At 41.7% G+C, this 24,208-nt stretch carries 18 protein-coding genes, 1 pseudogene and 1 riboswitch; of the genes and pseudogenes, 15 read left to right on the top strand and 4 right to left on the bottom strand.

Features of this window, described 5'->3' with window-relative positions; genetic code table 11:
* Positions 1–16: 16 nt before the first annotated feature.
* The 9 genes and pseudogenes from ACTHRG_RS17900 (at position 17) to ACTHRG_RS17860 (ending at position 12,593) form a co-directional block, all read left to right on the top strand.
* The gene (locus ACTHRG_RS17900; RefSeq protein WP_286147563.1) at positions 17–1,090 is read left to right on the top strand and encodes a Wadjet anti-phage system protein JetD domain-containing protein; all 1,074 of its coding nucleotides are present in this window, start codon (positions 17–19) and stop codon (positions 1,088–1,090) included.
* On the top strand, positions 1,081–2,592 hold the full coding sequence (locus ACTHRG_RS17895; protein WP_440231710.1) for a hypothetical protein: 1,512 nt from the start codon (positions 1,081–1,083) through the stop codon (positions 2,590–2,592). Before ACTHRG_RS17900 ends, ACTHRG_RS17895 begins: the two co-directional genes overlap by 10 nt.
* Complete coding sequence (locus ACTHRG_RS17890; RefSeq protein WP_076256010.1) at positions 2,592–3,338, top strand: DUF6063 family protein; 747 nt, start codon at positions 2,592–2,594, stop codon at positions 3,336–3,338. Before ACTHRG_RS17895 ends, ACTHRG_RS17890 begins: the two co-directional genes overlap by 1 nt.
* Entirely contained in the window at positions 3,316–7,776 is a 4,461-nt protein-coding gene (locus ACTHRG_RS17885; protein ID WP_076256012.1) for a hypothetical protein, read from the top strand. Before ACTHRG_RS17890 ends, ACTHRG_RS17885 begins: the two co-directional genes overlap by 23 nt.
* Positions 7,777–7,851: 75 nt before the next feature.
* Positions 7,852–7,958: riboswitch (SAM riboswitch) on the top strand.
* 107 nt (positions 7,959–8,065) lie between these two features.
* Positions 8,066–8,644: an O-methyltransferase gene (locus ACTHRG_RS17880; RefSeq protein WP_440231708.1), complete on the top strand. Its 579-nt coding sequence runs from the start codon at positions 8,066–8,068 to the stop codon at positions 8,642–8,644.
* Between the two features lie 108 nt (positions 8,645–8,752).
* Positions 8,753–9,325, top strand: a complete 573-nt coding sequence (locus tag ACTHRG_RS17875; protein ID WP_076256016.1) for a GNAT family N-acetyltransferase — start codon at positions 8,753–8,755, stop codon at positions 9,323–9,325.
* A gap of 54 nt (positions 9,326–9,379) precedes the next feature.
* Positions 9,380–10,570, top strand: coding sequence for a PLP-dependent aminotransferase family protein (locus ACTHRG_RS17870; RefSeq protein WP_440231707.1), 1,191 nt, complete (start codon positions 9,380–9,382; stop codon positions 10,568–10,570).
* 352 nt (positions 10,571–10,922) lie between these two features.
* On the top strand, positions 10,923–11,744 hold the full coding sequence (locus tag ACTHRG_RS17865; protein ID WP_440231706.1) for a glycosyl transferase family 2: 822 nt from the start codon (positions 10,923–10,925) through the stop codon (positions 11,742–11,744).
* A gap of 198 nt (positions 11,745–11,942) precedes the next feature.
* A pseudogene (locus tag ACTHRG_RS17860) lies at positions 11,943–12,593 on the top strand (YdeI/OmpD-associated family protein).
* 47 nt (positions 12,594–12,640) lie between these two features.
* Here the strand turns inward: ACTHRG_RS17860 and ACTHRG_RS17855 are convergent.
* Positions 12,641–12,973: a hypothetical protein gene (locus ACTHRG_RS17855; protein ID WP_440231705.1), complete on the bottom strand. Its 333-nt coding sequence runs from the start codon at positions 12,971–12,973 to the stop codon at positions 12,641–12,643.
* A gap of 137 nt (positions 12,974–13,110) precedes the next feature.
* A complete protein-coding gene (locus ACTHRG_RS17850) occupies positions 13,111–15,021 on the bottom strand; it encodes a CoA-disulfide reductase (RefSeq protein WP_440231704.1) in 1,911 nt (636 codons plus the stop codon).
* Positions 15,022–15,432: 411 nt separating this feature from the next.
* Here ACTHRG_RS17850 and ACTHRG_RS17845 point away from each other — a divergent pair, with 411 nt between their 5' ends.
* Together ACTHRG_RS17845 and ACTHRG_RS17840 are read left to right on the top strand one after the other, a co-directional pair.
* On the top strand, positions 15,433–17,100 hold the full coding sequence (locus ACTHRG_RS17845; RefSeq protein ID WP_440231703.1) for a M4 family metallopeptidase: 1,668 nt from the start codon (positions 15,433–15,435) through the stop codon (positions 17,098–17,100).
* 242 nt (positions 17,101–17,342) lie between these two features.
* Complete coding sequence (locus tag ACTHRG_RS17840) at positions 17,343–17,738, top strand: VOC family protein (RefSeq protein WP_440231702.1); 396 nt, start codon at positions 17,343–17,345, stop codon at positions 17,736–17,738.
* A gap of 107 nt (positions 17,739–17,845) precedes the next feature.
* On the opposite strand, the gene sstT is transcribed toward ACTHRG_RS17840, so the two are convergent.
* The gene (gene sstT, locus ACTHRG_RS17835; protein ID WP_076256038.1) at positions 17,846–19,078 is read right to left on the bottom strand and encodes a serine/threonine transporter SstT; all 1,233 of its coding nucleotides are present in this window, start codon (positions 19,076–19,078) and stop codon (positions 17,846–17,848) included.
* Between the two features lie 294 nt (positions 19,079–19,372).
* Between sstT and ACTHRG_RS17830 the strand changes: the two genes are divergently transcribed.
* Both ACTHRG_RS17830 and ACTHRG_RS17825 read left to right on the top strand, forming a co-directional pair.
* Positions 19,373–20,227, top strand: a complete 855-nt coding sequence (locus tag ACTHRG_RS17830; RefSeq protein ID WP_440231701.1) for a GRP family sugar transporter — start codon at positions 19,373–19,375, stop codon at positions 20,225–20,227.
* A 12-nt stretch (positions 20,228–20,239) separates the two neighbouring features.
* Entirely contained in the window at positions 20,240–21,025 is a 786-nt protein-coding gene (locus ACTHRG_RS17825; protein WP_076256043.1) for a glucose-1-dehydrogenase, read from the top strand.
* A gap of 328 nt (positions 21,026–21,353) precedes the next feature.
* Here the strand turns inward: ACTHRG_RS17825 and ACTHRG_RS17820 are convergent, their stop codons facing one another.
* Positions 21,354–21,479, bottom strand: a complete 126-nt coding sequence (locus ACTHRG_RS17820; RefSeq protein ID WP_258549827.1) for a hypothetical protein — start codon at positions 21,477–21,479, stop codon at positions 21,354–21,356.
* Positions 21,480–21,709: 230 nt separating this feature from the next.
* On the opposite strand from ACTHRG_RS17820, the gene ACTHRG_RS17815 reads away from it, so the two are divergent.
* The gene (locus ACTHRG_RS17815) at positions 21,710–23,359 is read left to right on the top strand and encodes a catalase (RefSeq protein ID WP_440231700.1); all 1,650 of its coding nucleotides are present in this window, start codon (positions 21,710–21,712) and stop codon (positions 23,357–23,359) included.
* A gap of 142 nt (positions 23,360–23,501) precedes the next feature.
* Complete coding sequence (locus tag ACTHRG_RS17810) at positions 23,502–24,206, top strand: gamma-glutamyl-gamma-aminobutyrate hydrolase family protein (protein WP_440231699.1); 705 nt, start codon at positions 23,502–23,504, stop codon at positions 24,204–24,206.
* Positions 24,207–24,208: the final 2 nt, after the last annotated feature.

The raw sequence follows: 24,208 nt of genomic DNA, 5'->3' as shown, positions 1-24,208 counted from the left end.
CATGAAGTTTAAGAAGGTGAACAAAATCAACATCATCGAAACAAGGGTGAGAAGCTTTATTGAAGATATTCAGCACCCGAAGCAAAAGAAGAAGTTAAACATAAATGATTTGGAATTTCAGCTGCGCAAATTGCTGGATGATTATTATGAAATGGACGGTTATTCGCTATTTTATGAAGCCCTTCAATCATTGCAGGACGAAGGGCAGCTGACACCAATACATAATCATCAATACAACGGGAAAACACCGTCTCTGCCTTTATATTTCTGGGTGAACGTGAAACCTCACACCGGCCAATGGGATCGTCTCGAGATGATGAAGTTAAGTGATCGTTTCGATTTTTCGTTTTATGAACGGCACCCTGAATGGCAGACGAAAGAGGAATGGAGCCGCGTCAAGAATGTATATGCTTTTCTCCAATCCAGCGGCGAACGGGAAACCGTTTCACTTGAGGAAAGAAGCCTGGAGCTGTTCGGCCATGAAAAATTCCTGCAGGATGTGATCAGTTTTCCTGATGGAAAAGGTTTTTTAGCACGAATTGGTGTATCTGAAGAGCAGCTGAAAGTGGTTAGATACGGGGAGCCTTTTGTGTTTTGGATGAAGCAGGGGAAAGAAAGTAAAGATATTCAGCGAGTGCTGATTGTCGAGAATCTATCATTCTTTCATACTAGCATTCAATTATTGGAAAGCGATCTGCTCGATTACGAGCCGGAACTGATCATTTATGGGGAAGGCACGAAAATTGAACGGAGCTTTTCGTTCTTCTATAAAATTTTCCCGGCTAAATCGTATCTATTCTATTATGCAGGAGATCTTGATGCAGCTGGCTGCGGGATCATGACAAGGCTGATTGAGAAATATCCGGAATGCTGCATTCAGCCTGCATTGAAGATTTACCGTAAAATGCTTGAATGTCTGGATCAAAGAAATGACCAGAAATCAGGACAGCCTCAAAATCTAAAATACCGTGATGCGTTCTTTCGGTGGTTTACGGAAGAAGAGCAGGAACTCTTAATGCAATTATGGCAGGAAAATAAACGCATTCCTCAGGAAGTCTTAACAATTGAAACTTGGAGGAGATGGATGTGAACGAGTCATGGGAAGGATTCGCCCAGCGGATGCAGCGTTTAAACCCGCTGTTTGAGCTTGGAAGAGGAATGGAAGTTGGAGAGCTGAAGCCTCATATCCAGACGATTCTGATGCAGGTGCTCCTCACCATTTTTTATCGGGAATTGAATGATGATGATCATCGGAGAAAATCGGATATCAAATATATGGTGGAAGATTCGATTAAACAAATGAAGCTTTTGGCTGATGAGAAGCAGATTGAACGAATTACAAGCGGACTTCTATATCAGGGAAAAGAAGAATACAGCAGACCGTTTGAAGCCCTTTATTACGATGAAATCAGACAATCATGGGAGACGCAGGTATTCCGCTATGTGACAATGGATGAATTATATACAAACCTGGAGATGGGCGGATCTATCGTCTATAAGCTCACAGATGTCTCACAGGAAATGATTTTCATGAGCAGGGAAATGGCGGAGGAGTTCTCGATCACCATTGAACAGCTCTACAGTATGCAGCTGATTAAAAACGGTAATTTCCGCAAAGCTACCCGAAACCTCGATCACCTCATTTCACGGGTCAACCGCTTAATGGCAAGAGAATTTTCCTTTCAAAAAGAAATGATCAATAATCCCAAAATCTTATTGATGGAAGAAGAAATGCAAAGGGCTGATAATCGTGCGGAAATTGAAAAGCAATTTGAAGAAGAAAAAAATCACTTCCGTACCATCAGCAGTATGATTGAGAAGACAAAACGAAGAAACGAGGAAGATGATCACATTCAAAGAGAATTGATCCTCCTGCAGGAAAAAATCGGCCATACAAGGCAATTACATGACCGTTTTGCCAAGCTTGTGATTCAGAATATCTCCTATGAAATGAAATTAAAAGCGGAAAACCCTTCACTGTTTTGGGAAACGAGCCTGGTTTCGTTTCGGGAGCATATTTATGAAAACTGGTTTATGAAGGAGGGGGCATCTTCCTTCGATCATGTTGAGAAGGTACTGGGTCCTTTATTTTCTCCAAAGAATGAATTTATCTTGCCCTTGGATTGGATCTGGGGCGAACAGGAATTTGATGAAAAGCAGCTGACAGAGACGATGGAGGAAGAAACGGAAGACGAAAGCATTACCCATCAGCGCGTAACGAACTGGGATTCTGTTATCAAGGCCTGGAGCTATGTGTTTCAATATTTGCAGACATACGGAGAGTTTTCCCTGGCTGATTTAACGACATTGCCGCTTGATGTACAGGATTTATGGTTTGAAGAATCGGAAACGATTGATTTATGGATGATGTTTGATAAAAAGCCTCTGAAGGTTCAGGTGCTGCACCGGAAGGAAGAGGCTCTGAGCGATGAGAGGGAAATTCTTCTTTATAAGCTTATGCAGGAGTATCCGCAATTCCAGGTGTTTGAAGGATTGAAACTTTATACAGAGTTTGATCATCGGGCGGAACCTTTCCTCTGGTATCAAATGAAAATCACTCCGTTTAAAATTTGTGTTCAGGAGGAGAAATGATGAGTGCAGAAAGCATTAAGACTGCATCAGCAGTTTATTTCACGCTATTAAAAGACAAGGTCATCGATGAAAACAGCGAGCACTTCCAGGCGTATTTCGATCCTGATGTAAGACAGACGGTGCTTTTAATGGCAGACGAATCCGGGACCTTTATCATTGAATCTCCGAAACGGATTCAGCTCGTTGTACAGCCGACTGGCTCTGTTTTTGCGACGAATTTTACACATATGAAGGACAGGCATAAACAGATTGAAACCAAAAAACATTTTCACCTGATGAGCGTGGTCATTATGGCATTCCTTGCGAGCATCGACCGCAATCAGGCGGCCAAGATCCGCACGAAGCGCGATGGGATCAGCTTTTATACATTGGAACGGCAAGTGAATGATGTCATTATGAATTGGGATAGCCTGCTTAAAGCAAAGCCGGATTTCGGAGAAGAAGAAAAAATTGATATGAGAGACGTTGTGACGACATGGAAATACATGGAGGTCGACACAGATGATTATGGAGCGAGGAAAGCCAATCGCAGAACGCGGATTGGTTTGGTTGCAAGTGCCATGCGTCTTTTGGAAACAGAAGGACTCATCGTCATTCTGGATCGGGAGGATATACCGAAGGCGATTCCAAAGCAGGAGTTATTTGAACGGATTGAATACCTGTATCATGACTATGACCGTTATGAGATGTTCAAGGAATTAATGAAAACAGAGGAGGATCAGCATGCCGAAAATACATCGAATTAGAATTGCCGGCCTGAAATATGATGGCATGCAAAAGCAGTATAGGGACACAACCTTTAACTTTCATAATGAGGAAACCTCCACAAATGGCCTCATTTCGATGATGAATGGAGGCGGGAAAGGTGTTTTCCTGCAGACCATATTTCAGATCCTTAAGCCTGGTACCGCATGGGGAAAGCAGAATAATCGCTTTTATCAGCAATTCTTTTTTAATAATAAAGAGCAGTTTATTCCCTATACCTTTCATGTTCTCATACAGTGGGAGCTCGACGGGGCTGACCACAGGCATTTGGTGACGGGCGGAATGTTTTCAGCAGAACAGCGTATTTCAATGAATGAAGAGAGCGGAGAAAGCAAACCACTTGAACAGGAAGCGAAAATTGTCCCCAATATTACCTTTTATACAAGGGAGTTTGAACGAAAAGAAGAAGCATCCCTTGAACATATTCCGCTCTATGAAGATGGAGAACTGGCTGAAACAGAAGGCCTTAAGGATTACTTAAAATGGAATGGATACGATGTTTACCGGGATACAAAGAAACACTACCGAATTTTGGATACATATGGGATTAACCGAAAAGATTGGGATATTATGAAGGACATTAATAAGGATGAAGGCGGCGTCGGAAAATTCTTTGAAGGCGCTGAAGATGATCATTCCCTGTTCCAAAAGCGGATCATTCCTACAGTCAGTCAGGTTCTGCACCGGACGGAGCATCAGAAGAACGATCTGGTGGAGATTTTTAAGAGTCAGGCAAGCATCGCGAAGGACCTCCCTGTTTTACTGAAAAGAGAGCAGGCACATAAAGAGTTCCTGGAAGATATTCTTCCTTTTGAAGAGAGCCTTGCAAAGGGTATCGGGCATAAGGAAATTGTAGAGGACAGTATTAAGGCCGGAAGACAGCTGCTTGGCGCTTTGGAGCATTTGAAGAAAACAGAAGAAGAAACACTCATTGAACTGGAAAAGGAAATCGAAAAATTAACAGGCAGGCAAGTGGATCTGCGTTTTCAGAAAGATAATCTTGAGTATGCAAAAGCTCACCGGGAAGTGCTGGATTGGGAGAAGAAATTAGCGGAAGAGCAGAAGAAGCATATTGTTCTGCAGGAATCAGTGAAGGAAAAGCAGGAGCGAAAAGAAGAGCTGGCTTTTCAGCTGTTACTAAAAGAATGGCATGAAGGAGAACAAAGCATTCGCGCGCTTTCCCAGCAAATTGCGAAGCTCGAGCAGAACAGCGGCCTGGAGCAAGTGAATCAAAGAATGGATGAAATCAAAAAAGAAGCGGCACAGCAATGGGAGAAATCCTCCGCTGCCATTAGGGAAGCCGTACAGCAATATTCCGGATATCAAAGGTTTTTAAAGAAAAAAGCAAACGACCTGTCAAAGCAGGACAAACAAAAGACCCAGGAGATTGCTCAGCTTCGTACAGAAATTGATTTTCTTTATACCAAAATTCATGAATTTGAATCAAAAGAAGAACAGCTTATCGAGGAATTCGGTGACCGCATTACCTATGATTTAACGGGTTTTATTGAAAATCTGAATAAACAGATAGAAACCAAAGAAGCGGCACTCAAAGATATACAGGCAAAAGAGCATAGTTCAAATGAAAAGCAGAACCAGCTTGCTTCTTCCCATGGTACACTCGCACAATCCATTCAGTTTTCAGAAGAAAAGTGTGAAGAGCTAAAAAAGAACAGTGAAGAGCAGCAGCAAAAAGAAACAAAGCTGTTCGATCATCTGCAAGGTTTTCTGCAAGGTGTAACAGCACCATTCACGAATGCCCTTTTATCAAAATATGCCCTGGAAGTGGAAGAGCTCCTCGTTCAAAATCGCGAGCAAGGGGAAGAATTAAAGAAAGCACTCTGGGAAACGCAGCTGGATTATGCCTTGAATGATGAGCATTTCTGGATTGCCAATAATGATGTGCAGGAACTGAAGGAATGGATTGATGAAAAGACGGGGATTGACGTATTTTACGGATCCCAATTTCTCCAATCCTTAAAGCCGGATGAAATGACGAGCCACATGCTTTCTCATCCTCTTCTGCCGTACGGCTTAGTAGTCAGCAGGCCGCAATGGGAAAAAATCAATAAGCAGGTCCTTAGCGGAAGGATGTATAAAAGTCCGGTCCCGATTTTTATGCGGGAAGAAATGGCGGGCGAAAATCAGCAGAATGCCTTTGTGATGATCACCGGGACGGAGAAGGAGCTGCTGGCGGATAAAAATCAGTTCACAAACTGGAAGATTCAGATTGCGAAACAAATAGAAGATCAGAAAGATACGCTTGCAGAGTTGGAAAAAACAGAAACAGCGCTGCGCCGCATTATAAAAGAAATCGACCGATTCCTTTCCCATGACCTTGCCGGTGATATCGAAAAAGAACTTCTTCAGGAAAAGGAAGCCCTGCTTTCGAGGAAAACGGAATTGCAGGCTATCATCGTGCAGGAGGAAAAAGAAAAAGAACTGCAGCTGGGACTTAGAGAACAGCTGGAAAAGACGAAGAAAAAGATTGAAAAGCTATCTAAAGATGCGGAATCCTTAGCGGAATTTAACCGAGAAAAGTCGATGCATCAGGAAAATAAACGGGTAAAGCAGGAAAAAGAGAAACAAAAGGAAGCTTTCGAAAAGCTGCAGAATGAGCTGGGAAATGAGCTTCAGACCATCGCTGACCTTCAGGAAAAGTGGAGCCAGACCTATCTGGAATGGAAGCTGTCAGCCGAACAAAACATTAAGAAGATCGGCTTCTTTATTGAAGGTGCAGCTTTTCCAGCCGCTGAGAAAGCAGAAGCTTCTGAAGAGGTTCCGCGATTATCACCCTATATTTTAGAAGAAATCATTGGCAGCATTGGAGAGCTTAAACAGCTGAAAAAATCAAAAGAAGAACAAGCCAGTGAACTGCTCGCGATTCAAGCGACAAGAGATGCGGAACAGAAGCAGCAAAGGAAGCTGGAGAAAAAACTTCATGCCCTTAATGAAGAGTGGAAGGATGCTTCTGTACCGGATGAACCAATAAGTATTTTGGAAAATATGGTTCAGACAGCTGCAAAGGAAACAAAGGCAGCAGAGAAAGAAGAGCGTGAGCAGGAAAAGACCGTAACCATTGCGGAAACTTCCTTAAAGCATGGAATGGATCAGCGTAAAAAAACCTCTAAAAAAGTGGCCAAGCATGACCAGCAGCCTGAAGAATGGGAAGAGCTTGATCTGGAAGTGAAGACGGTTGAAATTACTGATCAGACCAAACAGACAAATGCAGAAATAAAGAAGACGGAAGAGCGCAAAAAAGAGACAGAACAAAGTATAACTGAGTTTGAAAAAGATCAATTGCATTTATCCGTCATTCTTAAAGAGGAAGCGGCAGCTTTTTCGGATGAGGATATAGAAAAAATAAAGAGTCATGGAAAGCAAAGCATCCTATCCTGGAGTGAAAAACATCAGGCTATTCAGGATGAAGGGCAAGAGAAGCATGCGAAGATTGAACAATCACTAAGAAATTTAAAGCTTTCTATTGAAGGCAAGGATTGGGAAATTCGCTTTAAGAATGAAGTCTTAACTACGCTCGATCATATGGATACAAGGCATTATGCGCATATTCAAAGTGTCGTCCAGAACATGAAGCGCTTTTCTCAGAGCGGCCTGGAGCAGCTGGAGCGCGACAAAGAACGGGCGGAAAAGGCGCAAAACTTCTGGGCAAGCCGGGCAAGCATGAAGGTAATGAGCATTTCAGAGTCAATTCGCTCGATGATTTCGAAAATGAAGCTTAAGAATGAAAGGGGTTCTTTCCCGCTCGTCCAGCTTAAAGAAGATATCCTGCCTAAAAAAGCGGAAGATGTTGAACCTTTACTGAAGCAGCATTTCGTTTCAGCCATTAATAAAATTACAAAGCGATTTGAGATGATTGATGATAATAATCCGATGCTGGAACAGGAAATCAAACAGCTTATCAGTGATGAGCAAATTTTATTTGTTTCCCTCAGAAATCGCTATCCGGAGCTCCTGGTTTATAACATGCGTACAGACAATGCCTTCATGTACGGTAAACCGCAGCGTGAGCATTATTCGACCTGGCAGACGATCAACCAGGGTTCAAGGACGAAATCAGATGGCAGCGGCGGTCAAAAGCTTTCTGCCCGCATGGTCATGATGATGATGCTTCTTTCGGTCAAGAGTGAAACCGATCAAAGCTGGGTTCCGCTAGTCTGTGATAATCCCTTCGGCCAAGCTGCTTCTGCCCATGTGCTCGATCCTATTTTCGCTGTAGCCGATAAGCTGAAGTTCCAATTCATCGTCGTCACTCCGCCTGAATTGGTGAAAACAGAAATCAGCCAGAGATTCGAAGCGTACTATAAATTGGACTTCATCCGTGAAAAGGGGAAAGAAATTGTGTCGGATACGATTGTTCCGGCATTTAGGATTTATCAGGGAGAGGAAGCAGTTCATTAGATTTAAAAGAATGAAAGTATTGCCATTTTACTGAAACTATGCAATACTTGGGTGAAAATCAATAAGTATTCACAATTCTTATCACGAGAGGTGGAGGGACTGGCCCTGCGAAGCCTCAGCAACCCCTGATTATGTCAGGAAGGTGCTAATTCCAACAGAGTTTAAGCTCTGTGAGATAAGAGGTCGTTTTTAATAGTAAAGGCCTCTTATACTGAGAGGCCTTTTTTTGATGCTCTTTTATAGTTTGAGCTTGGTTAGATTAGAACGAAGAAAGAGGAGGAATGGTAAAATGGAAAACGGCGTTATACAGGTGCCGGAAGCATATTCAAGGATATTACAGGAATCAGATGTGCTCGGCTTCGGGCAGTCATGTGATCGAAAAACAGGGTTTTTACTAAAGGGGCTGGCTGCCTCAAAACCAGGGGGAAGCTTCTTGGAGCTGGGAACAGGCACGGGAGCGTCTGCTTCATGGATCATGGATGGGATGGATGAAAGCAGTAAGCTTACGACTGTTGACATTGATTCGACAGTGCAATCGATTGCAAGAAAGTACCTCGGTAATGACAGCAGAATTACATTTTGCTGTGAGGACGGCGCAGCATTTATCAATAGCCTGTCCGAAGGATTCGATTTTATTTTTGCTGACACATGGCCGGGGAAATTCGAGCTTCTGGACAAAACTCTGGATCATTTAAATATCGGCGGTTTTTATGTGATTCACGATGTGTTTCCGCAGCAGAAATTGCCTGAAGAATTCCGGATCAAAGCCACAAAACTTCTAAAAACTCTGCAGGACAGACCTGACCTGGACATAACAGAATTGGATTGGGCTACCGGGCTGATACTGGCTGTAAAAACAGCAGTGTGATAATTGTATTTATATATTAGTGGAGATGGAGAATCTCATGATGATAGTTGCTGCATATTTGTCGGAATCAATGAAAAGAGGTTTAATTGTTTCAAGGAGAGTGTTGGCATGCAAAGATTAGAGAATGATATTGTTCAATTAATTCCGATGGAACTTGAGCATGCAGAGGGAATTTATGAAGCGGCACAGGATCATCGTATATGGGAGCATATGTCTGTTGATTTAACTGATAAAAGCCGGGTAATTCAATACGTCAACGATGCGTTACAAAAACGTGAGCAGGGCACCGACTTTGCTTTTGTCATTGTCCATCAAAAAACAGGGAATATCATCGGTGCTACTTGGTTTCTCGATATCTCAATCCTGCATAAACGGCTCGAAATCGGCTCAACATGGATAAACCCTCTTTATTGGCGCACGAATATTAATTCAAACTGTAAATATTTATTATTAACATACTGTTTTGAAGAACTGTCCGTGAATCGCGTACAAATTAAAACCGGACATGAAAACTTCCGTTCACAAAAAGCGATCGAACGTACCGGTGCGGTAAAAGAGGGCGTCCTTCGAAATCATATGATACGAAAAGAAGGGACCATTCGCCATACTGTCCTATATAGTGTTATAAAGGAAGATTGGGGAAAAGTAAAAAGACATTTCGAAGAAAACTTGCTTTTCTAGGTTTTTGGAACAATTATACTTAATAATAATAGTGCTGGAAGGGTGTAGATCGAAGTGAATGATGATTCTTTTTTTACTGATAAAATCAAAAAGGCGCTTCAGAATACTCCCCCAGGGGAGTGGATTCCGGAGATACCGGATGATTGTATACGCCTGCATTGCGGCTACCCGGCACCTGACCTTGTGCCGGATGAAGAGGTAAAGGCAGCTGTTAATTGTCTATTAGATGAAGAACATGATTTACCGCTCCATTATATAGGCAGTCCAAAAACAGCAAAATTAAAGGAGCAGATTTTAGAAAGATTGAAAGAGCGGGGGATATCTGTAACGGAAAGTGAGCTTTTGATAACTTCGGGTGCCTGTCAGGCAATCGATTTGATTGCCCGCATTCTCCTTGATGAGGAGACAATTATTGCAATAGAGTCCCCCACCTATATGGAGGCTTTAGAGATTTTCCAAAATTACACCAAACAGATAATTAGTATTCCTGTAGACAAGGACGGACTTCAAACAGAGGCGTTGGAAGAGATCCTGGAGGAAAGGAATCAAAAAGGGCTTGCCCTTCCGCGTTTTCTTTATACGATCCCGACCTTTCAAAACCCAACAGGAACAACAATGACAGAAGAGCGCAGGCAGCATGTATTGGAGCTTGCGGACAAATTTAATTTCCTAATAGTAGAGGATGATGCTTATGGGGAATTATTTTTTAATAAAAGTCTTCCGGCTCTAAAAGCAATGGATCAAAACTCCCGAGTTCTGCATGTCGGTTCGCTATCAAAGATAGTGGCTCCGGGCATGCGTATAGGATGGATAGCCGGAACAAGTGAAATCATCCATGCATGCGCCTGGTTTAAAAAAGATCTGAACCATCCGTTTGCTCAAGCTGCCATGGCTGTTTATTTAGCAAACACAGATTTTAATGAAAAACTAGTAAACTTGAGAGAGTCATACAGGTCGAAATGCGCGGCTATGATCTCTGCACTGGAACAGTACATTCCTGAAGCAGCTTCATGGTATGTGCCTGAAGGCGGGTACTTTGTTTGGGTGAAATTCCCTGGTGCTGATACATCGCAACTGCTGACACATGCCCTTGCAGAGGGGGTATCTTTTATTCCTGGCAAGTACTTTTTCATAAATCAGGCAGCTGGAACAGAATGTCTTCGCCTTTCTTTCAGCTTTGCTGATGAGAAAGAAATAACAGAGGGGGTTTGCAGGCTGGGGAGAGTCGCAGAGGCCAATCTATAGAACTTAAATGAAAAGTAAAGATAAATTGGAGTACCTTCGGTAATGTTAGTCCAATTTTTAACCTATTGCTGAAACCACAGAAAAAGCCTGTCTGTTTCAGACACATCTGCGGTTTTTGAACTTTATCATTTGGCGGGTAAGTCATATGGGGATTAGAATATTCTGTCTCCATTAAAGATCATTCACTACACTGATCGAGAGAATAATTCGCATGCCTTCATATCTTTCAAATAACATTATTTAATGGTTTACCCAAACCTTGTAAGTACAGAGACAAGCATACAATCATTCAAGGAATTCTAGTCATATAAATGATAAAAAGGTCGAATATGACAAGAAGGGTAGAGTTAAAATGTTAAACTCTTATAAAAGATATAAAATTAAATATGACCAACTTAACAACTTTAGTTTTAAAAAAGGTGCTCCATATATATTAATTGTAGACTGGCATGGGGTTCTCTTTGAATTTTTAATAAGAATAAGAAATTCTGAAAAATTGCTTATCTTAGGTTCTGGTTCATTTGATCCAACCAGAATGAAGCCGCCAGTCTTTCAGCGTCATGCGTGGATCGATGATTTTAAGGAATCGCTTATCTATTACAATGATCCTACTTTATACTTGTGGGATAAACTGACAATTGGATGGGGAAATGGTACAGCTGACAGGCATTACTTGAAGGATGTGTCAGTACTCTTGAATAAAATGATCTTAAAGCTAAATTATAAGAAGAATAATGTTTACTTTTATGGAAGTTCTGCCGGAGGTTTTATGTCTTTAATGTTAGCCGGGCTTATAAAAGGTACTACTGTAATCGTTAACAACCCCCAGACAATTGTCACCAACTTTTACCCGCACCTAGTAAAACAGATGTTGGATGTATCCTATCCAAACCTTACAATAGAAGAAGTAAAAAAGAGATATAAAGACCGAATCATTGTCATTGAACTTTATAAAAAAGTAAATTACGTACCGAAGATCTATTACTTACAAAATATATCATCCGAAAAGGATATGATGAACCACCTGATTCCGTTTATGACAGATTTGAAGGGGATGTCTGAGAAGGTGTTTGCCGACAGGCTCCATATTCAACTATACGCAGATGAAAAACAAGGTCATAATCCGATAGGAAAAGAAGAAACACTCGATTATATAAACTCAATTATAAAATAAACGGAAGTCAAAGAGACTTCCGTTTATTTTAGCTTTTAGTTTCTTAACACTTTTGTGAGCAAAATAGCAAGCAAACAAGTGATAGACTTGTGTGATTAATATTATGTAACTAAAGAATGTAGTTAGACAAAATTGTATCGGTTTAAGAATAGTTTAATCCATAAATCAAAAAGAGAAAGTATAAAGGAGCAGCATGTTATGTCAATCATTGATAAATTAAAGCTTAACAAATATAATAATTTGGCTGTCCTCAACCAGCCAATTGACTATGATGTATTTAATGAATGCAAAACTACTTTATCAGGTGAACATGATTCAATCTTCATCTTTGTAGAAACAATTGATGAAATGGTGATTTATACTCGAAAAGTAATTAATGAAGAACTCCTGCTTGAAAAAGGATATTTATTTTTCGCTTTTCCTAAAAAAGGGAATAAACGTTATGATACATACGTTCATAGGGATGATATTTTTCCGGCAATGAAAGTGGAAGAAGACGGGTATGTGGAAAATAGCGAAGTGAAATTCTCGAGAATGGTAAGTATGGATGATGTCTTTACGGTTGTTGGATTGAAGCGTGAAAAGAAAAAAGAGAAAAAGTCATCGTCTCCTAGTCAATGTGTGGCTGATTATCAGGATAATGTACAAGATGTTGAAAAACTCTTAGCGGACTATCCAGATGAATTGAAATTTTTTCAGGATTAGACACCGGGTTACCAAAAAGATTGGGCTCGCTACATTTTTTCTGTTAAGCAGGAGAAAACCCGTGAGAAACGGGAAGCGCAAATGGTCGATATTTTATCACAAGGATATAAATCGATTGATTTGTTTAGGCAGAAAAAGAAATAATGCTTCCCGCCCCAGGTTACTTTAGTAATTAGGGGAAGGAACCTTTTTTAGAAACTAAGTGTATTTAACTCATCAAGAAATGCATCTAATTCATCTTCAGATAAAAATTTATATGCATATCCAAAGGAAATTGGTTCATTTCCAGTATGTTCCCGTTTAGGGAATTCCCGCAGGACTGTACTATGACGCAGACCAGTGGATTTTTCCTCCAGCTTCTTATTGCCTTCAACGGTTTTTGGATTTAACACAATCGTAATTTCTTTATTCGGAAGCAGATAAATGACTTCGCCGTTTCCAATATGTTTAAATTCAACACCCTTAGATGTTTCCTTCATCGTTTTGAATTTGTTTAACCCAAATGTATTATGTATGTTTCCCATTGGATCATTCACCTCCATTTAATAATGCCATCTCATATTATAAGGCAGAATGCCTATTTTGTACTATAGAAACCTAAGCATGAGAAAAAGGAGTTTGATATTCTCCTTTTTCTCATGCATAAGATCCTGAAAAACACTTATCCTTTTTGGATAGTAGTTTGATATTGTTTGCCGCTGCGCTCAGTTTGAACCAGCATATGCCCATTTTTTTCACACCATGAAGCAATATCTTTCATAAAATTGCAATCAGTTGTGGTGATCTGAAGATATTCACCTGGCTGGAGGGACTTTATATTTTTATGAACCTCCATAATAGGCCCGGGACAGGTTAACCCGGATGCATCAATGCAGATAGATGGATGAATGTGCTCCTTGTGATCTGGATTGATGGTTCTCTTTTTCTGGTGATGAACAGCTGAATATGTTTTCCAGCCCCCATCCAGATTTTTTACAACAAAACCATTTTCTTTGAGAATACGGGAAGCTAAATAGCCTCTTAACCCAACCTGGCATGAAACATAAACCGTTTTGTCCTTAGGGATTTCCCTCAGGCGTTCACGAATTTCACTCAGCGGAATGTTAATAGAACCTGGAATATAGCCCATTTCCCTTTCGATTGGGTCCCGGACGTCGATCAGGAGACCGCCATTTTCAACGATTTCATCTATTTCATTCCACTGGACGGTCACCGTGTCGCCATTCATGATGTTTTCTGCCACATACCCTGCCATATTGACAGGATCCTTTGCAGATGAAAATGGCGGAGCATAGGAAAGCTCAATTTCGGTCAAATCAAACACAGTCAAATTCCCTTTTATGGCTGTGGAAATTACATCAATTCGTTTGTCTGCTCCATCTTCTCCAACTGCCTGTGCACCATAGATTTTTCCTGTATCGGGACTAAAGAGCAGCTTTAAACTGATTGGAGCGGCTCCAGGGTAATACCCTGCATGGGAGCTTGGATGAATATGCACAGCCTGATAGTTAATGCCCAGCTGTGCCAGCTGTTTTTCATTGATACCTGTGGATGCGACGGTTAAATCAAATACTTTGGCAATGGATGTACCGAGTGTCCCTTTATACTTTTCCTGCTTCCCGTAAATATTATTAGCTGCAATTCTTCCCTGGCGGTTAGCCGGGCCTGCTAAAGGTATCATTGCTGCATTTCCATTGATAAAATCCCTCACTTCAATGGCATCGCCAATGGCGTAAATATCTGGATCTTCCGTTTGCAGATACTCGTTTACCAGAATTCCCCCGCGCTGTCCCACATCCAGCCCTGCCAAGAGGGCCAGCTTATTTTCAGGTATTACCCCTATGGATAAAATCGCCAAGTCGGTGCAAAGCTCTGTCCCGCTTGCCAGTTCGATGGTTTTCCCATTCTGATTAAACGCCTTGACTCCATCCTCTAATATCAAATCGACTCCTTTGTCAATGAGGTGCGAATGAACAATAGAGGCCATTTCATAATCGATAGGGGCCATCACCTGCTTGCCTAATTCCACCACCGATACGTGAATTCCGCGCTCTGCCAAATTCTCTGCCATTTCAAGCCCGATAAATCCTCCTCCAATCACAACAGCCCTTTCCGGATGCCGCTCGTCAACAAATGCCTTTATTTTATCTGTATCCGGAATATTCCTGAGTGTGAAAACATTTAGCGCATCTGATAGTCCTTCAATAGGCGGCACGATTGGTTTTGCTCCTGGTGATAAAAGAAGAGTGTCATATGATTCCTCATATATTTCACCGGTTCGGAGGTTTTTGACTTCCACTTTTTTTTGTTCACGGCTTATTCCGATAACTTCTGAAAGATTGCGGACATCCAGATTGAATTTTTTGCTCATACCCTCTGGCGTTTGCAATAGAAGCTTATTCCGGTCTTTAATGGTTTCACCGATATAATAGGGAAGGCCGCAATTGGCGAACGAGATATGTTCACCCCGTTCAAACAGGACGATCGTTGACTTTTCATCTAATCTTCTTAATCGTGCAGCAGCAGTAGCACCGCCGGCAACTCCGCCTACAATGACAATTTTTTTTGACATGACATATTCCTCCTGACTATTTTTAAATATGCTTAAATTGATTTATTCCCATTAAAATGGATAAGTGTTCACTCCTTCACAAGTTCATGCAGCACCTTTAATGCTGCTGTATTTAATATTGTTTATATCAATATACTATATGGGGTATATATAATTGCGCAATAAAATCTTTCTTTATTGTTGTGTGACAATATTGTAGCGTACACAGAATAGACAAAAAAGCTTCGTTAACTACAAAATGATAGATTCGGCCTGTATATTAATTATAATTTAGTATAAGGAAAGAGATTTGGTAATTTTTAACTATCAATTCGACATTTTATTCAATATAAAAATAATTCGTATTATTCATTCGATCAACAGTCTCCTATTCTATAATTTAGAGTATCTAAATAATAGGAGGTCAAAATAATGAAAAAAAAGCTGCTTGCACCTGTATTGCTGTCATCCGCGTTACTTGCAGGTTCCATTCCTGTAAATGTTTTTGCCCAGCCGGCAGATTCAGAGAAGGTTCAGCCTGTACATGCTTCCAAGGAGTGGAATGAGAAAGCAAGTGTTCCTTTATTTGTAAAAGAGAGATTTGCAGAAAAATTCTCTTCCAGTACTCCGGAGAATGCATTAAATTATTTAAAAAAGCATCAGGATCAAACAGGTATTAAAAGTCCTGATAAAAACCTGGAAGTGAAAAATGTACAAAAAGATGAGCTTGGCATGACCCACGTCAGGTTTAATCATGCGGTCAATGGTGTGAAAGTAGAAGGGTCCGAAGTAATTGTTCATTATAATAAAAATAATGAGGTAGTATCCGTGAACGGAAGAGTAAATCAGGCAATTGCCGATGAAGCAGTGGACACGTCGGTGTCTTTAAAACGTGATGCTGCAGTAAAAACAGCTTTATCCGCTGTCAGTGCTCCAAAAGATCTTACATATGAGCCAACTTCTGAACTTGTTATCTATCCGTTTGAAGGGGAAAATCATACAGCCTATAAAGTAAATGTAAACTTCATGGGAGATGAACCTGGAAACTGGTTTGTGTTTGTAGATGCCAAATCGGGTGAAGTCATTGATCAGTACAATGGAATCCTGCATGTTGAAGAAAATAAAACCCAGAAAGGATTCGGAAAAGGCGTAAATGGAGATCTTAGGGAGCTTCATATTACCCGAACGAAAGAAGGTGCATCCGGGACAAAGTTTGCGTTAGCAGATTACTCTCATGAGAATTTGGACGGAATTTTTACTTTTGATTCTAAAAATGATTGGGATTCAAATAATGATGCCCTGTATGTCGGGAATTCGGCTGCATTTATAGGGGATTATGACCGTGCTGCAGTAGATGCGCATTATAATTCGGAAAGGGTATATGAGTATTTCCTGAATGAGCATGACCGCAATTCTCTTGATGGAGAAGGAATGGCAATCAATTCATATGTTCACATGGGAACAGATTATAACAATGCATTCTGGAACGGCCGTTATATGGCTTATGGCGATGCGGATGGCGAGTTTTTCATTTCATTATCGGCAGGACTTGATGTTGCCGCCCATGAAATGACACATGGTGTAATCTCTCATACTGCCAACCTTGCATACCGGAATCAATCCGGAGCCTTGAACGAATCCTTCGCTGATGTCTTTGGGGTTCTGGTTGACGATGACGACTGGGAAATGGGCGAGGACATTATGGCACCAGCTGCTAAAGCCGATGGTGTTACGAGATTGCGCAGCTTAAGCGACCCAAATAGTGTTGTCGTAAGTAATCCGCAAAGAGCGGCATATGGCAGCGGTGTCTATCCGGCTCATATGGATGAATTTTACGACATGCCTCTAAATGTCGACAATGGTGGTGTTCATGTGAACTCCTCTATTACCAGCCATGCCGCCTACCTGATCGGGCAGGAAATTGGCAGGGAGAAGCTTGGGAAAATTTATTACCGTGCATTAACTGTTTATTTGATCTCTAATTCTGATTTCAGTGATGCACGCCAGGCTATTGTCCAATCTGCCATTGACCTATACGGGGAAGGCAGCCCCGAACAAACGGCAACTGCTGCTGGATTTGATGCAGTGGGAATTTATTAAGATGATAGTTTAAGAAAAAGTAAAAGCACCCGACCCTAAATGAGTGTTCCAGGGTGAGGGTGCTTTTTGTGCAAATGAGGATAGTAAACTAATCTTCGAAAAATCGTAATAATATTTTTCTTAAAGATGCATCTATATGTCATATTATAGATTAATAAAATTAATTCAAACATTCGTTTAAATCACTGCCATAAGTATTATAATTAAATGTGTGTAAGCGATTTCGTTACAAGGAGGAGACTATGGGAAGATTAATTCATTTTGAAGTCCATGCAGATGATATGGAGCGGGCTAAAAAATTTTATGGAGAGGTATTTGGATGGTCATTTCAGGATTGGAGTGAATATGCCGGAATGCCTTATTATGGAGCAGTGACTGGAAATGATGAAGAGCCGGGCATTAATGGTGCTCTGATGCAGCGCCAGGGACCGCCTCTAGGAGCTAATCAAGCGATAAACGGATATTCCTGCACAATTGGTGTGGAAGATTACGATGCCGCGGAAGGCAGAATCCTTGAGAATGGCGGCACTGTAGCATTGCCGAAGTATGCTCTTCCAGGTATGGCTTGGCAGGGATACTTCAAGGATACGGAAGGCAATATTTTCGGAATTCACCAGCCTGATGCAAACGCGAAGTGAATGGTAAAGACTAATAGCATCTAGTGGCAGAATACATAAAAAAAAGCCCATCTTAAACGACTGGGCTTCAGTGGAGGAGTCACCTTAAGAGTGACTCCTTTATTTATTTATGCACTAAGTTTTGCAACTTTGCCTTCCTTGCGCTTTTTGGCATATTCAGCTGTAGCAGTAAATAGAACATCTGAGGAAGAGTTAAGGGCTGTTTCACATGAATCCTGTAATACGCCAATAATGAATCCTACCCCGACAACCTGCATAGCTACGTCATCCGGAATTCCGAATAAGCTGGCTGCTAAAGGAATGAGAAGAAGGGATCCGCCTGCAACACCTGAAGCACCTGCGGCAGAAACTGCTGCTAACACGCTAAGGATTAGAGCTGTTCCAAAATCCACTTGAATACCTAATGTGTGAACGGCTGAAAGAGTCAGAACAGAAATTGTAACAGCTGCACCAGCCATATTAACCGTTGCGCCTAATGGGATGGATACGGAATACGTATCTTCATCCAGTCCAAGTTTTTCGCATAAGCTCATATTTACAGGAATATTAGCTGCTGAGCTGCGTGTGAAGAACGCTGTAATTCCGCTTTCTCGTAAGCATCTAAAAACAAGCGGATATGGATTTCTGCGAATATTTAAAAATACGATAATCGGATTTACAACCAGAGCGATAAAGAACATGCAGCCCAGGAGGATGAACAGTAACTTGCCGTAATCCATCAATGCTGATATACCATTGCTGACAATGGCATCAAACACAAGGCCCATAATTCCTATTGGGGCGAAACTAATTACCCATTTAACCAGAGTCGAGATGGCATCTGAGAAATTTGCGAGCATGTTTTTTGTAGTGTCAGCTGCTTTTCTTAAGGCAATGCCAAGCAGGATTGCCCAAGTCAGAATGCCGATATAATTGCCATTGATCAGTGCATTGACCGGGTTGTCCACAACATTGGTCAGCAGGGTTGTAAGAACTTCAGCTATCCCTCCTGGAGGTGTTACATCCTCTGCTCCCGGTGCAAGTGAAAGGGTAACAGGAAAAATAAAGCTTGCTACTACTGCGACAAGTCCGGCTAAAAAGGTGCTTAAACCATAAAGAGCTATAATGGACTTCATATTTGTCTGCTGTCCGCTTCTATGTTTGGAAATGGCATGCATGACCAGGAAAAAAACCAGTACCGGTGCCACAGCTTTTAATGCACCTACAAATAAAGTACCGAAGATAGACACCCATCCTGCTGCTTTCGGAATAGTCAAAGCGAGGGCGATACCTGCGATGATGCCCAGAAGAATTCTTTTTACCAGGCTTATTTGGTTCCACTTGCTGATTGCGTTTTTCATTCGATTCCCTCCGAAGTGATTATTATATAAAAGAGAATAATGGCTTATCACTGTTATCCGACAGTGATATTTGTTAGTTTAACACAAATATTATAAATTGTGCGATAAATTATTATATTGAAATATCTGTTAAACGACTATTAAATAGATAGGTTGCTGTTAATTATGGTTTTAGCGGTTTAAATAAGAGGAATAATAAAAAATAATTCAATACTTTTTTGGCTTGTGGAATAAGAGTCCTTATATAACTGCAATCTAAAAATGTACATAAAATCGAAAGATGAGGTACACACCATGACAGGAATTCTATTAGCCCTCATTGCAGCGGTTTCATGGGGCAGTATTGTATTTGTCAGCAACAAGCTTGGCGGGGACGAGGACAGCCAGACGCTTGGCACGACAATAGGAGCCCTATTATTTGCCATCGCTGTCTATCTTTTTAAGAGACCGGATCTTTCCAATATTGTTTGGTCAGTCGGCTTTATTTCTGGTTTGTTCTGGTCGATCGGGCAGAAAAATCAGTTTGGGGCAGTCCGCTATTTGGGTGTTGCAAAGACAGCCCCAATGTCCACAGGTCTGCAGCTTATTGGAACAACTTTTTTTGGAGTATTCATTTTTAAAGAATGGGAAACAACGATGAGCATTATCATCGGAGTCACCTCTCTGGTCTGCATCATTGTTGGTGCAATTCTGACTTCTTTGAAACAGGGGGATGACAAGGAACAGGGAAAAAGCCTCAAGAAAGGCCTGCTTGTACTCCTTTTATCGACCGCAGGCTTTGTCGGGTATGTTGTACTAATCCGCTGGTTTGAAATTGACGGCTGGTCTGCCATACTGCCGCAGGCGATTGGAATGGTAACAGGAGCATTCCTCATAACCCTCCGCCGCAAGCCATATAACAAATATGCAATCCGTAATATCATTACGGGGCTGATTTGGAGCACCGGGAATCTGGGATTGCTGCTTTCCCTCCCGAAGATCGGCGTGGCCACCAGCTTTTCCCTTTCTCAGACCGGAATAGTAATTTCAACCATTGGCGGGCTTTTCTTTTTAAATGAGCGTAAAAGCAAAAAACAGGTGTTTATGGTTCTCCTTGGCTGTTTGTTTATTATCGCTGGGGGAGTATTGCTGGGTTTTACGAAAAAATAGGGGAGTGATCTTATGTATCCAAGTCTTGAAGGGAAAGTTGTCGTTATTACCGGCGCAGCGTCCGGGCTGGGAAAGTCAATGGCAGAACGGTTCGGTGCTGAAAAAGCGAAGGTAGTCATTAATTATTTTAATGAGGAACAGGAAGTGCAGGGAATTATAGAAACGATTGAGAAAGCTGGCGGCAGCGCCTCTGCCATCCAGGGGGATGTTACAAAGGAAGAGGATGTTAAAAGAATGATCGCCCATGCCATTAAAACGTTCGGATCTCTCGATGTCATGATTAATAATGCGGGGATCGAAAATGAAGTCCCATCAGAAGAACTCACCCTGGAGGATTGGAACAAAGTTATATCTACAAATCTGACGGGACAATTTATCGGCTGCCGTGAAGCGATTGACTACATGCTGGAAAACAAAATAAAAGGATCGATCATAAATATGTCATCTGTTCATCAGGAAATTCCATGGCCTCATTTTGTTCATTATGCAGCAAGCAAAGGCGGAGTCAAATTGATGACCGAGACCCTTGCGCTAGAATTTGCCCCGCACGGTATCCGGGTGAACTGCATTGCCCCTGGTGCTATTGATACACCCATTAATGCGGAAAAATTCTCAGACCCTGAATTGAAAAAAGGTGTCGTTGAGCTCATTCCCATGGGCTATATCGGCAAGCCGGAAGAAATAGCAGCTTGTGCAGTATGGCTGGCATCCACTGAAGCCAGCTATGTCACCGGAATGACCTTGTATGCTGATGGAGGCATGACACAATATCCGGGATTTCAGGCTGGCAAAGGATGAATGGAAAGCTCTTCTCATTTGAGAGGGGCTTTTTTTAGGCAGGTAACGGAACTTTTAGTGTCAAGCGGTAAAAAGATAGACATAAAAAATCCGGCCGCTTAAAAAGGGCCGGACCTGAAGGGGTAAAGAAAAAGGGCTTTATGATGTTTCGGTACATTTACATTCTAATGCGTAAATGTTAACAAACTATGACCGGGATGCGGACAAATTATTAAATATATCCTTTACATGTTAGATTGTGTTGGGAACAGAAATGGTACATACAGCGGCAATTCCTGCTTAGCAGCGGGTACTAAAAAGGCAGGATCGATTCCTGCCTCACTGTCATTTATTTTCTCTTTTGAGCTTTCATTTTGTTCGCTTCCAGTTCAGCAGCATACTCTTCGTATGTTTTACCCTGCTTTTGGCTCTCAGATTGAATTTTTTTGAACTTGTTATCATTAAGATTCGGCATGTCTACACCTCCCCTGGACAAGAATATTTTTTACAAAGATATGAACATTATTCCGACTAAATTAATTAAGTACATTTACTCAATAAGGTTTCATTTCCATTTTTGATGGGTATGATAACCAGGCAATCTAATATGGTAACAGATCCAATACTTAACATTTAAGGTAAACTCAAGTATAAATTTTTGAATCAGAGGAAAAATATGGTCATTCGTTGCTAGGAGGTTTGATTGTGGCAGATAACAAAGATATGAATACAGAAATTGAGCAGAATGTTAGTCGTGAGACACTGACAACCCGGCAGGGGCATCCTGTTACGGATAACCAAAACATTCGCACGATAGGCAATCGTGGACCTGCTACTTTGGAAAATTATCATTTCATTGAGAAGATCTCCCATTTTGACAGGGAAGAGGTTCCGGAGCGTGTGGTGCACGCAAGAGGAGCAGGAGCATTCGGTTACTTTGAAACATACGGAAAAGTGGGCGATGAGCCGGTTGAGAAGTATACACGTGCCAAGGTCTTCTCTGGTGCAGGGAAGAGGACGCCACTAATGGTCCGCTTTTCAACTGTGGCAGGTGCGAAGGATTCACCCGAAACAGCACGTGATCCTAGAGGCTTTGCCGTAAAAATGTATACTGAGGATGGAAACTGGGATTTGGTCGGCAATAACCTGAAGATCTTCTTTATCCGTGATGCGATGAAATTCCCTGACATGATTCACGCCTTCAAGCCTGACCCTGTTTCAAATGTGCCAAATCCCGAGCGGATGTTTGACTTTGTATCTCGCACACCCGAAGCTACACATATGATTACTTTTGTATTTTCCCCATGGGGAATACCCGCTACATATCGTCACATGCAGGGATCGGGTGTCAATACCTATAAATGGGTGAATGAAAAAGGGGAAGCTGTACTTGTGAAATATCACTGGGAGCCAAAGCAGGGGATCCGCAATCTGACACAGGAAGAGGCAAGCGAGATTCAGGCTAAAAATGTCGGACATGCTACACAGGATTTATTTGAGGCGATTAAACGGGGAGATTATCCGGAATGGGAGCTTTTTGTACAGATTATGGAGGATGATTACCATCCAGAATTGGATTTTGATCCCCTTGATGATACCAAGCTTTGGCCGGAGGATCAGTTTCCTTGGCTTCCTGTTGGCCGCATGGTGCTTGATCGCAATCCAGTGGATTACCATGCAGAAATTGAACAGGCGGCTTTTGGAACGGGAGTACTTGTTGATGGAATGGATTTTTCCGATGATAAGATGCTGCAGGGCCGGACTTTCTCATATTCCGATACACAGCGTTATCGCGTTGGAGCGAACTATCTAAAATTGCCGGTCAACGCGCCGAAATCGCCTGTACGTACGAATCAGCAGCGCGGCCAAATGGATATTCGCGACCCGAAAGAGGCAGGAGATAATCCGCATATCAATTATGAGCCTTCAATGAAGGGCGGCTTTAAGGAAGCACCGGAAGAAGGGCGCATTCCGCATCGGCCAACTTATAATGCGGCAGCCATGAGCGCACCGATTGATCGGCCAAATAATTACGGCCAGGCCGGCCATACTTACAGGAGCTTTGATGACTGGGAGCGGGATGAACTGATCAAAAACCTGTCTGAAGCTTTAGCGGTATGCGACAAACGGATTCAGGATGCTATGTTTGAGCATTTCACAAAAGCAGATGAAGATTATGGCCGCCGTGTCAAGGAAGAAACCGGGAAAGTCATGAAAGAGATCCAGGCGATGAGCGGGGAAGAACAAATTCCAGGCCGTGACGCTGGAAGGTCTAAATATGGCCAAGGTTCAATCGCTGAAAACCAGGCATCAAAAGAAGCGGTTGAGAAAAGCCATGAAACGGATCCATATTAATAAAAAACATGGACTGTCCAAAAGTCAGAAATACTGACTTTTGGACAGTTTTTTTTATTCTGTTCTTTTTTTTATAGCAGATAGGACTTCTTCACGGTTCTATAGAATAATCTTCTAAACTATAAAACCTGAGGTGCCGAATATGAAACCAATTATTGGAGTTACGTCAAATTTAGATGATCATAACCTTTCTGTATCAATGGATAATATCCATTCATTGATAAATGCCGGTGCCGTGCCAGTTGTTGTTCCAAATCTTCTGGATGATGACGAAATTGAAAGATTAGCTGAAACGCTTGACGGGCTGCTGCTTACTGGCGGTGGGGACATCGACCCAACACTATTTGGTGAAGAACCCCATCAAAAGCTGGGCAGTATTTGTCCGGAAAGAGATGCATTCGAAATCAGCATGATTCAAAAAATGCTTGCTCGAAATAAACCAATCTTAGCCATATGCAGGGGCTGCCAAATCCTCAGTATCGCTCTTGGGGGTGATATGTATCAGGACATCTTTTCCCAAATGGGCGTACCTTTGCTGCAGCATGGCCAAAAAGCACCCCGCTGGCATGCGACACACTTTGTGAATGTAAAAAGAGATTCTCTCCTCCACAAAGTTACTGGAATGCAAAGCTTTAAAGTAAATAGCTATCATCATCAGGCTGTCCGCAAAATGCCTGGGAATTTTGAGGTGTGTGCAGAGGCCAATGATGGAGTTATTGAGGCTTTTGAGAGTAAAAAGCATCGCTTTGTATTAGGGGTACAGTGGCACCCTGAATGCATGACAGAAAAGAATGATAACCCTTCAAAAGCTATATTTGATGCATTTGTTAAGGCTTGTAAACAATAATA

Origin of the sequence: Cytobacillus sp. SAFR-174, assembly GCF_051964675.1 — a bacterium.
Classification (GTDB): Bacteria; Bacillota; Bacilli; order Bacillales; family Cytobacillaceae; genus Cytobacillus.
Note: the sequence above shows the minus strand (reverse complement) of the source record. Positions and strands in the feature narration are given on the sequence as shown.

Excerpts from the sequence above, each read along its gene's own strand:
- ACTHRG_RS17895 (WP_440231710.1), top strand. The coding sequence starts at position 1,081 with ATGGATGTGAACGAGTCATGGGAAGGATTCGCCCAGCGGATGCAGCGT.
- ACTHRG_RS17890 (WP_076256010.1), top strand. The coding sequence starts at position 2,592 with ATGAGTGCAGAAAGCATTAAGACTGCATCAGCAGTTTATTTCACGCTA.
- ACTHRG_RS17885 (WP_076256012.1), top strand. The coding sequence starts at position 3,316 with ATGCCGAAAATACATCGAATTAGAATTGCCGGCCTGAAATATGATGGC.
- ACTHRG_RS17880 (WP_440231708.1), top strand. The coding sequence starts at position 8,066 with ATGGAAAACGGCGTTATACAGGTGCCGGAAGCATATTCAAGGATATTA.
- ACTHRG_RS17875 (WP_076256016.1), top strand. The coding sequence starts at position 8,753 with ATGCAAAGATTAGAGAATGATATTGTTCAATTAATTCCGATGGAACTT.
- ACTHRG_RS17865 (WP_440231706.1), top strand. The coding sequence starts at position 10,923 with ATGTTAAACTCTTATAAAAGATATAAAATTAAATATGACCAACTTAAC.
- ACTHRG_RS17855 (WP_440231705.1), bottom strand. The coding sequence starts at position 12,973 with ATGGGAAACATACATAATACATTTGGGTTAAACAAATTCAAAACGATG.
- ACTHRG_RS17850 (WP_440231704.1), bottom strand. The coding sequence starts at position 15,021 with ATGTCAAAAAAAATTGTCATTGTAGGCGGAGTTGCCGGCGGTGCTACT.
- ACTHRG_RS17845 (WP_440231703.1), top strand. The coding sequence starts at position 15,433 with ATGAAAAAAAAGCTGCTTGCACCTGTATTGCTGTCATCCGCGTTACTT.
- ACTHRG_RS17840 (WP_440231702.1), top strand. The coding sequence starts at position 17,343 with ATGGGAAGATTAATTCATTTTGAAGTCCATGCAGATGATATGGAGCGG.
- sstT (WP_076256038.1), bottom strand. The coding sequence starts at position 19,078 with ATGAAAAACGCAATCAGCAAGTGGAACCAAATAAGCCTGGTAAAAAGA.
- ACTHRG_RS17830 (WP_440231701.1), top strand. The coding sequence starts at position 19,373 with ATGACAGGAATTCTATTAGCCCTCATTGCAGCGGTTTCATGGGGCAGT.
- ACTHRG_RS17825 (WP_076256043.1), top strand. The coding sequence starts at position 20,240 with ATGTATCCAAGTCTTGAAGGGAAAGTTGTCGTTATTACCGGCGCAGCG.
- ACTHRG_RS17820 (WP_258549827.1), bottom strand. The coding sequence starts at position 21,479 with ATGCCGAATCTTAATGATAACAAGTTCAAAAAAATTCAATCTGAGAGC.
- ACTHRG_RS17810 (WP_440231699.1), top strand. The coding sequence starts at position 23,502 with ATGAAACCAATTATTGGAGTTACGTCAAATTTAGATGATCATAACCTT.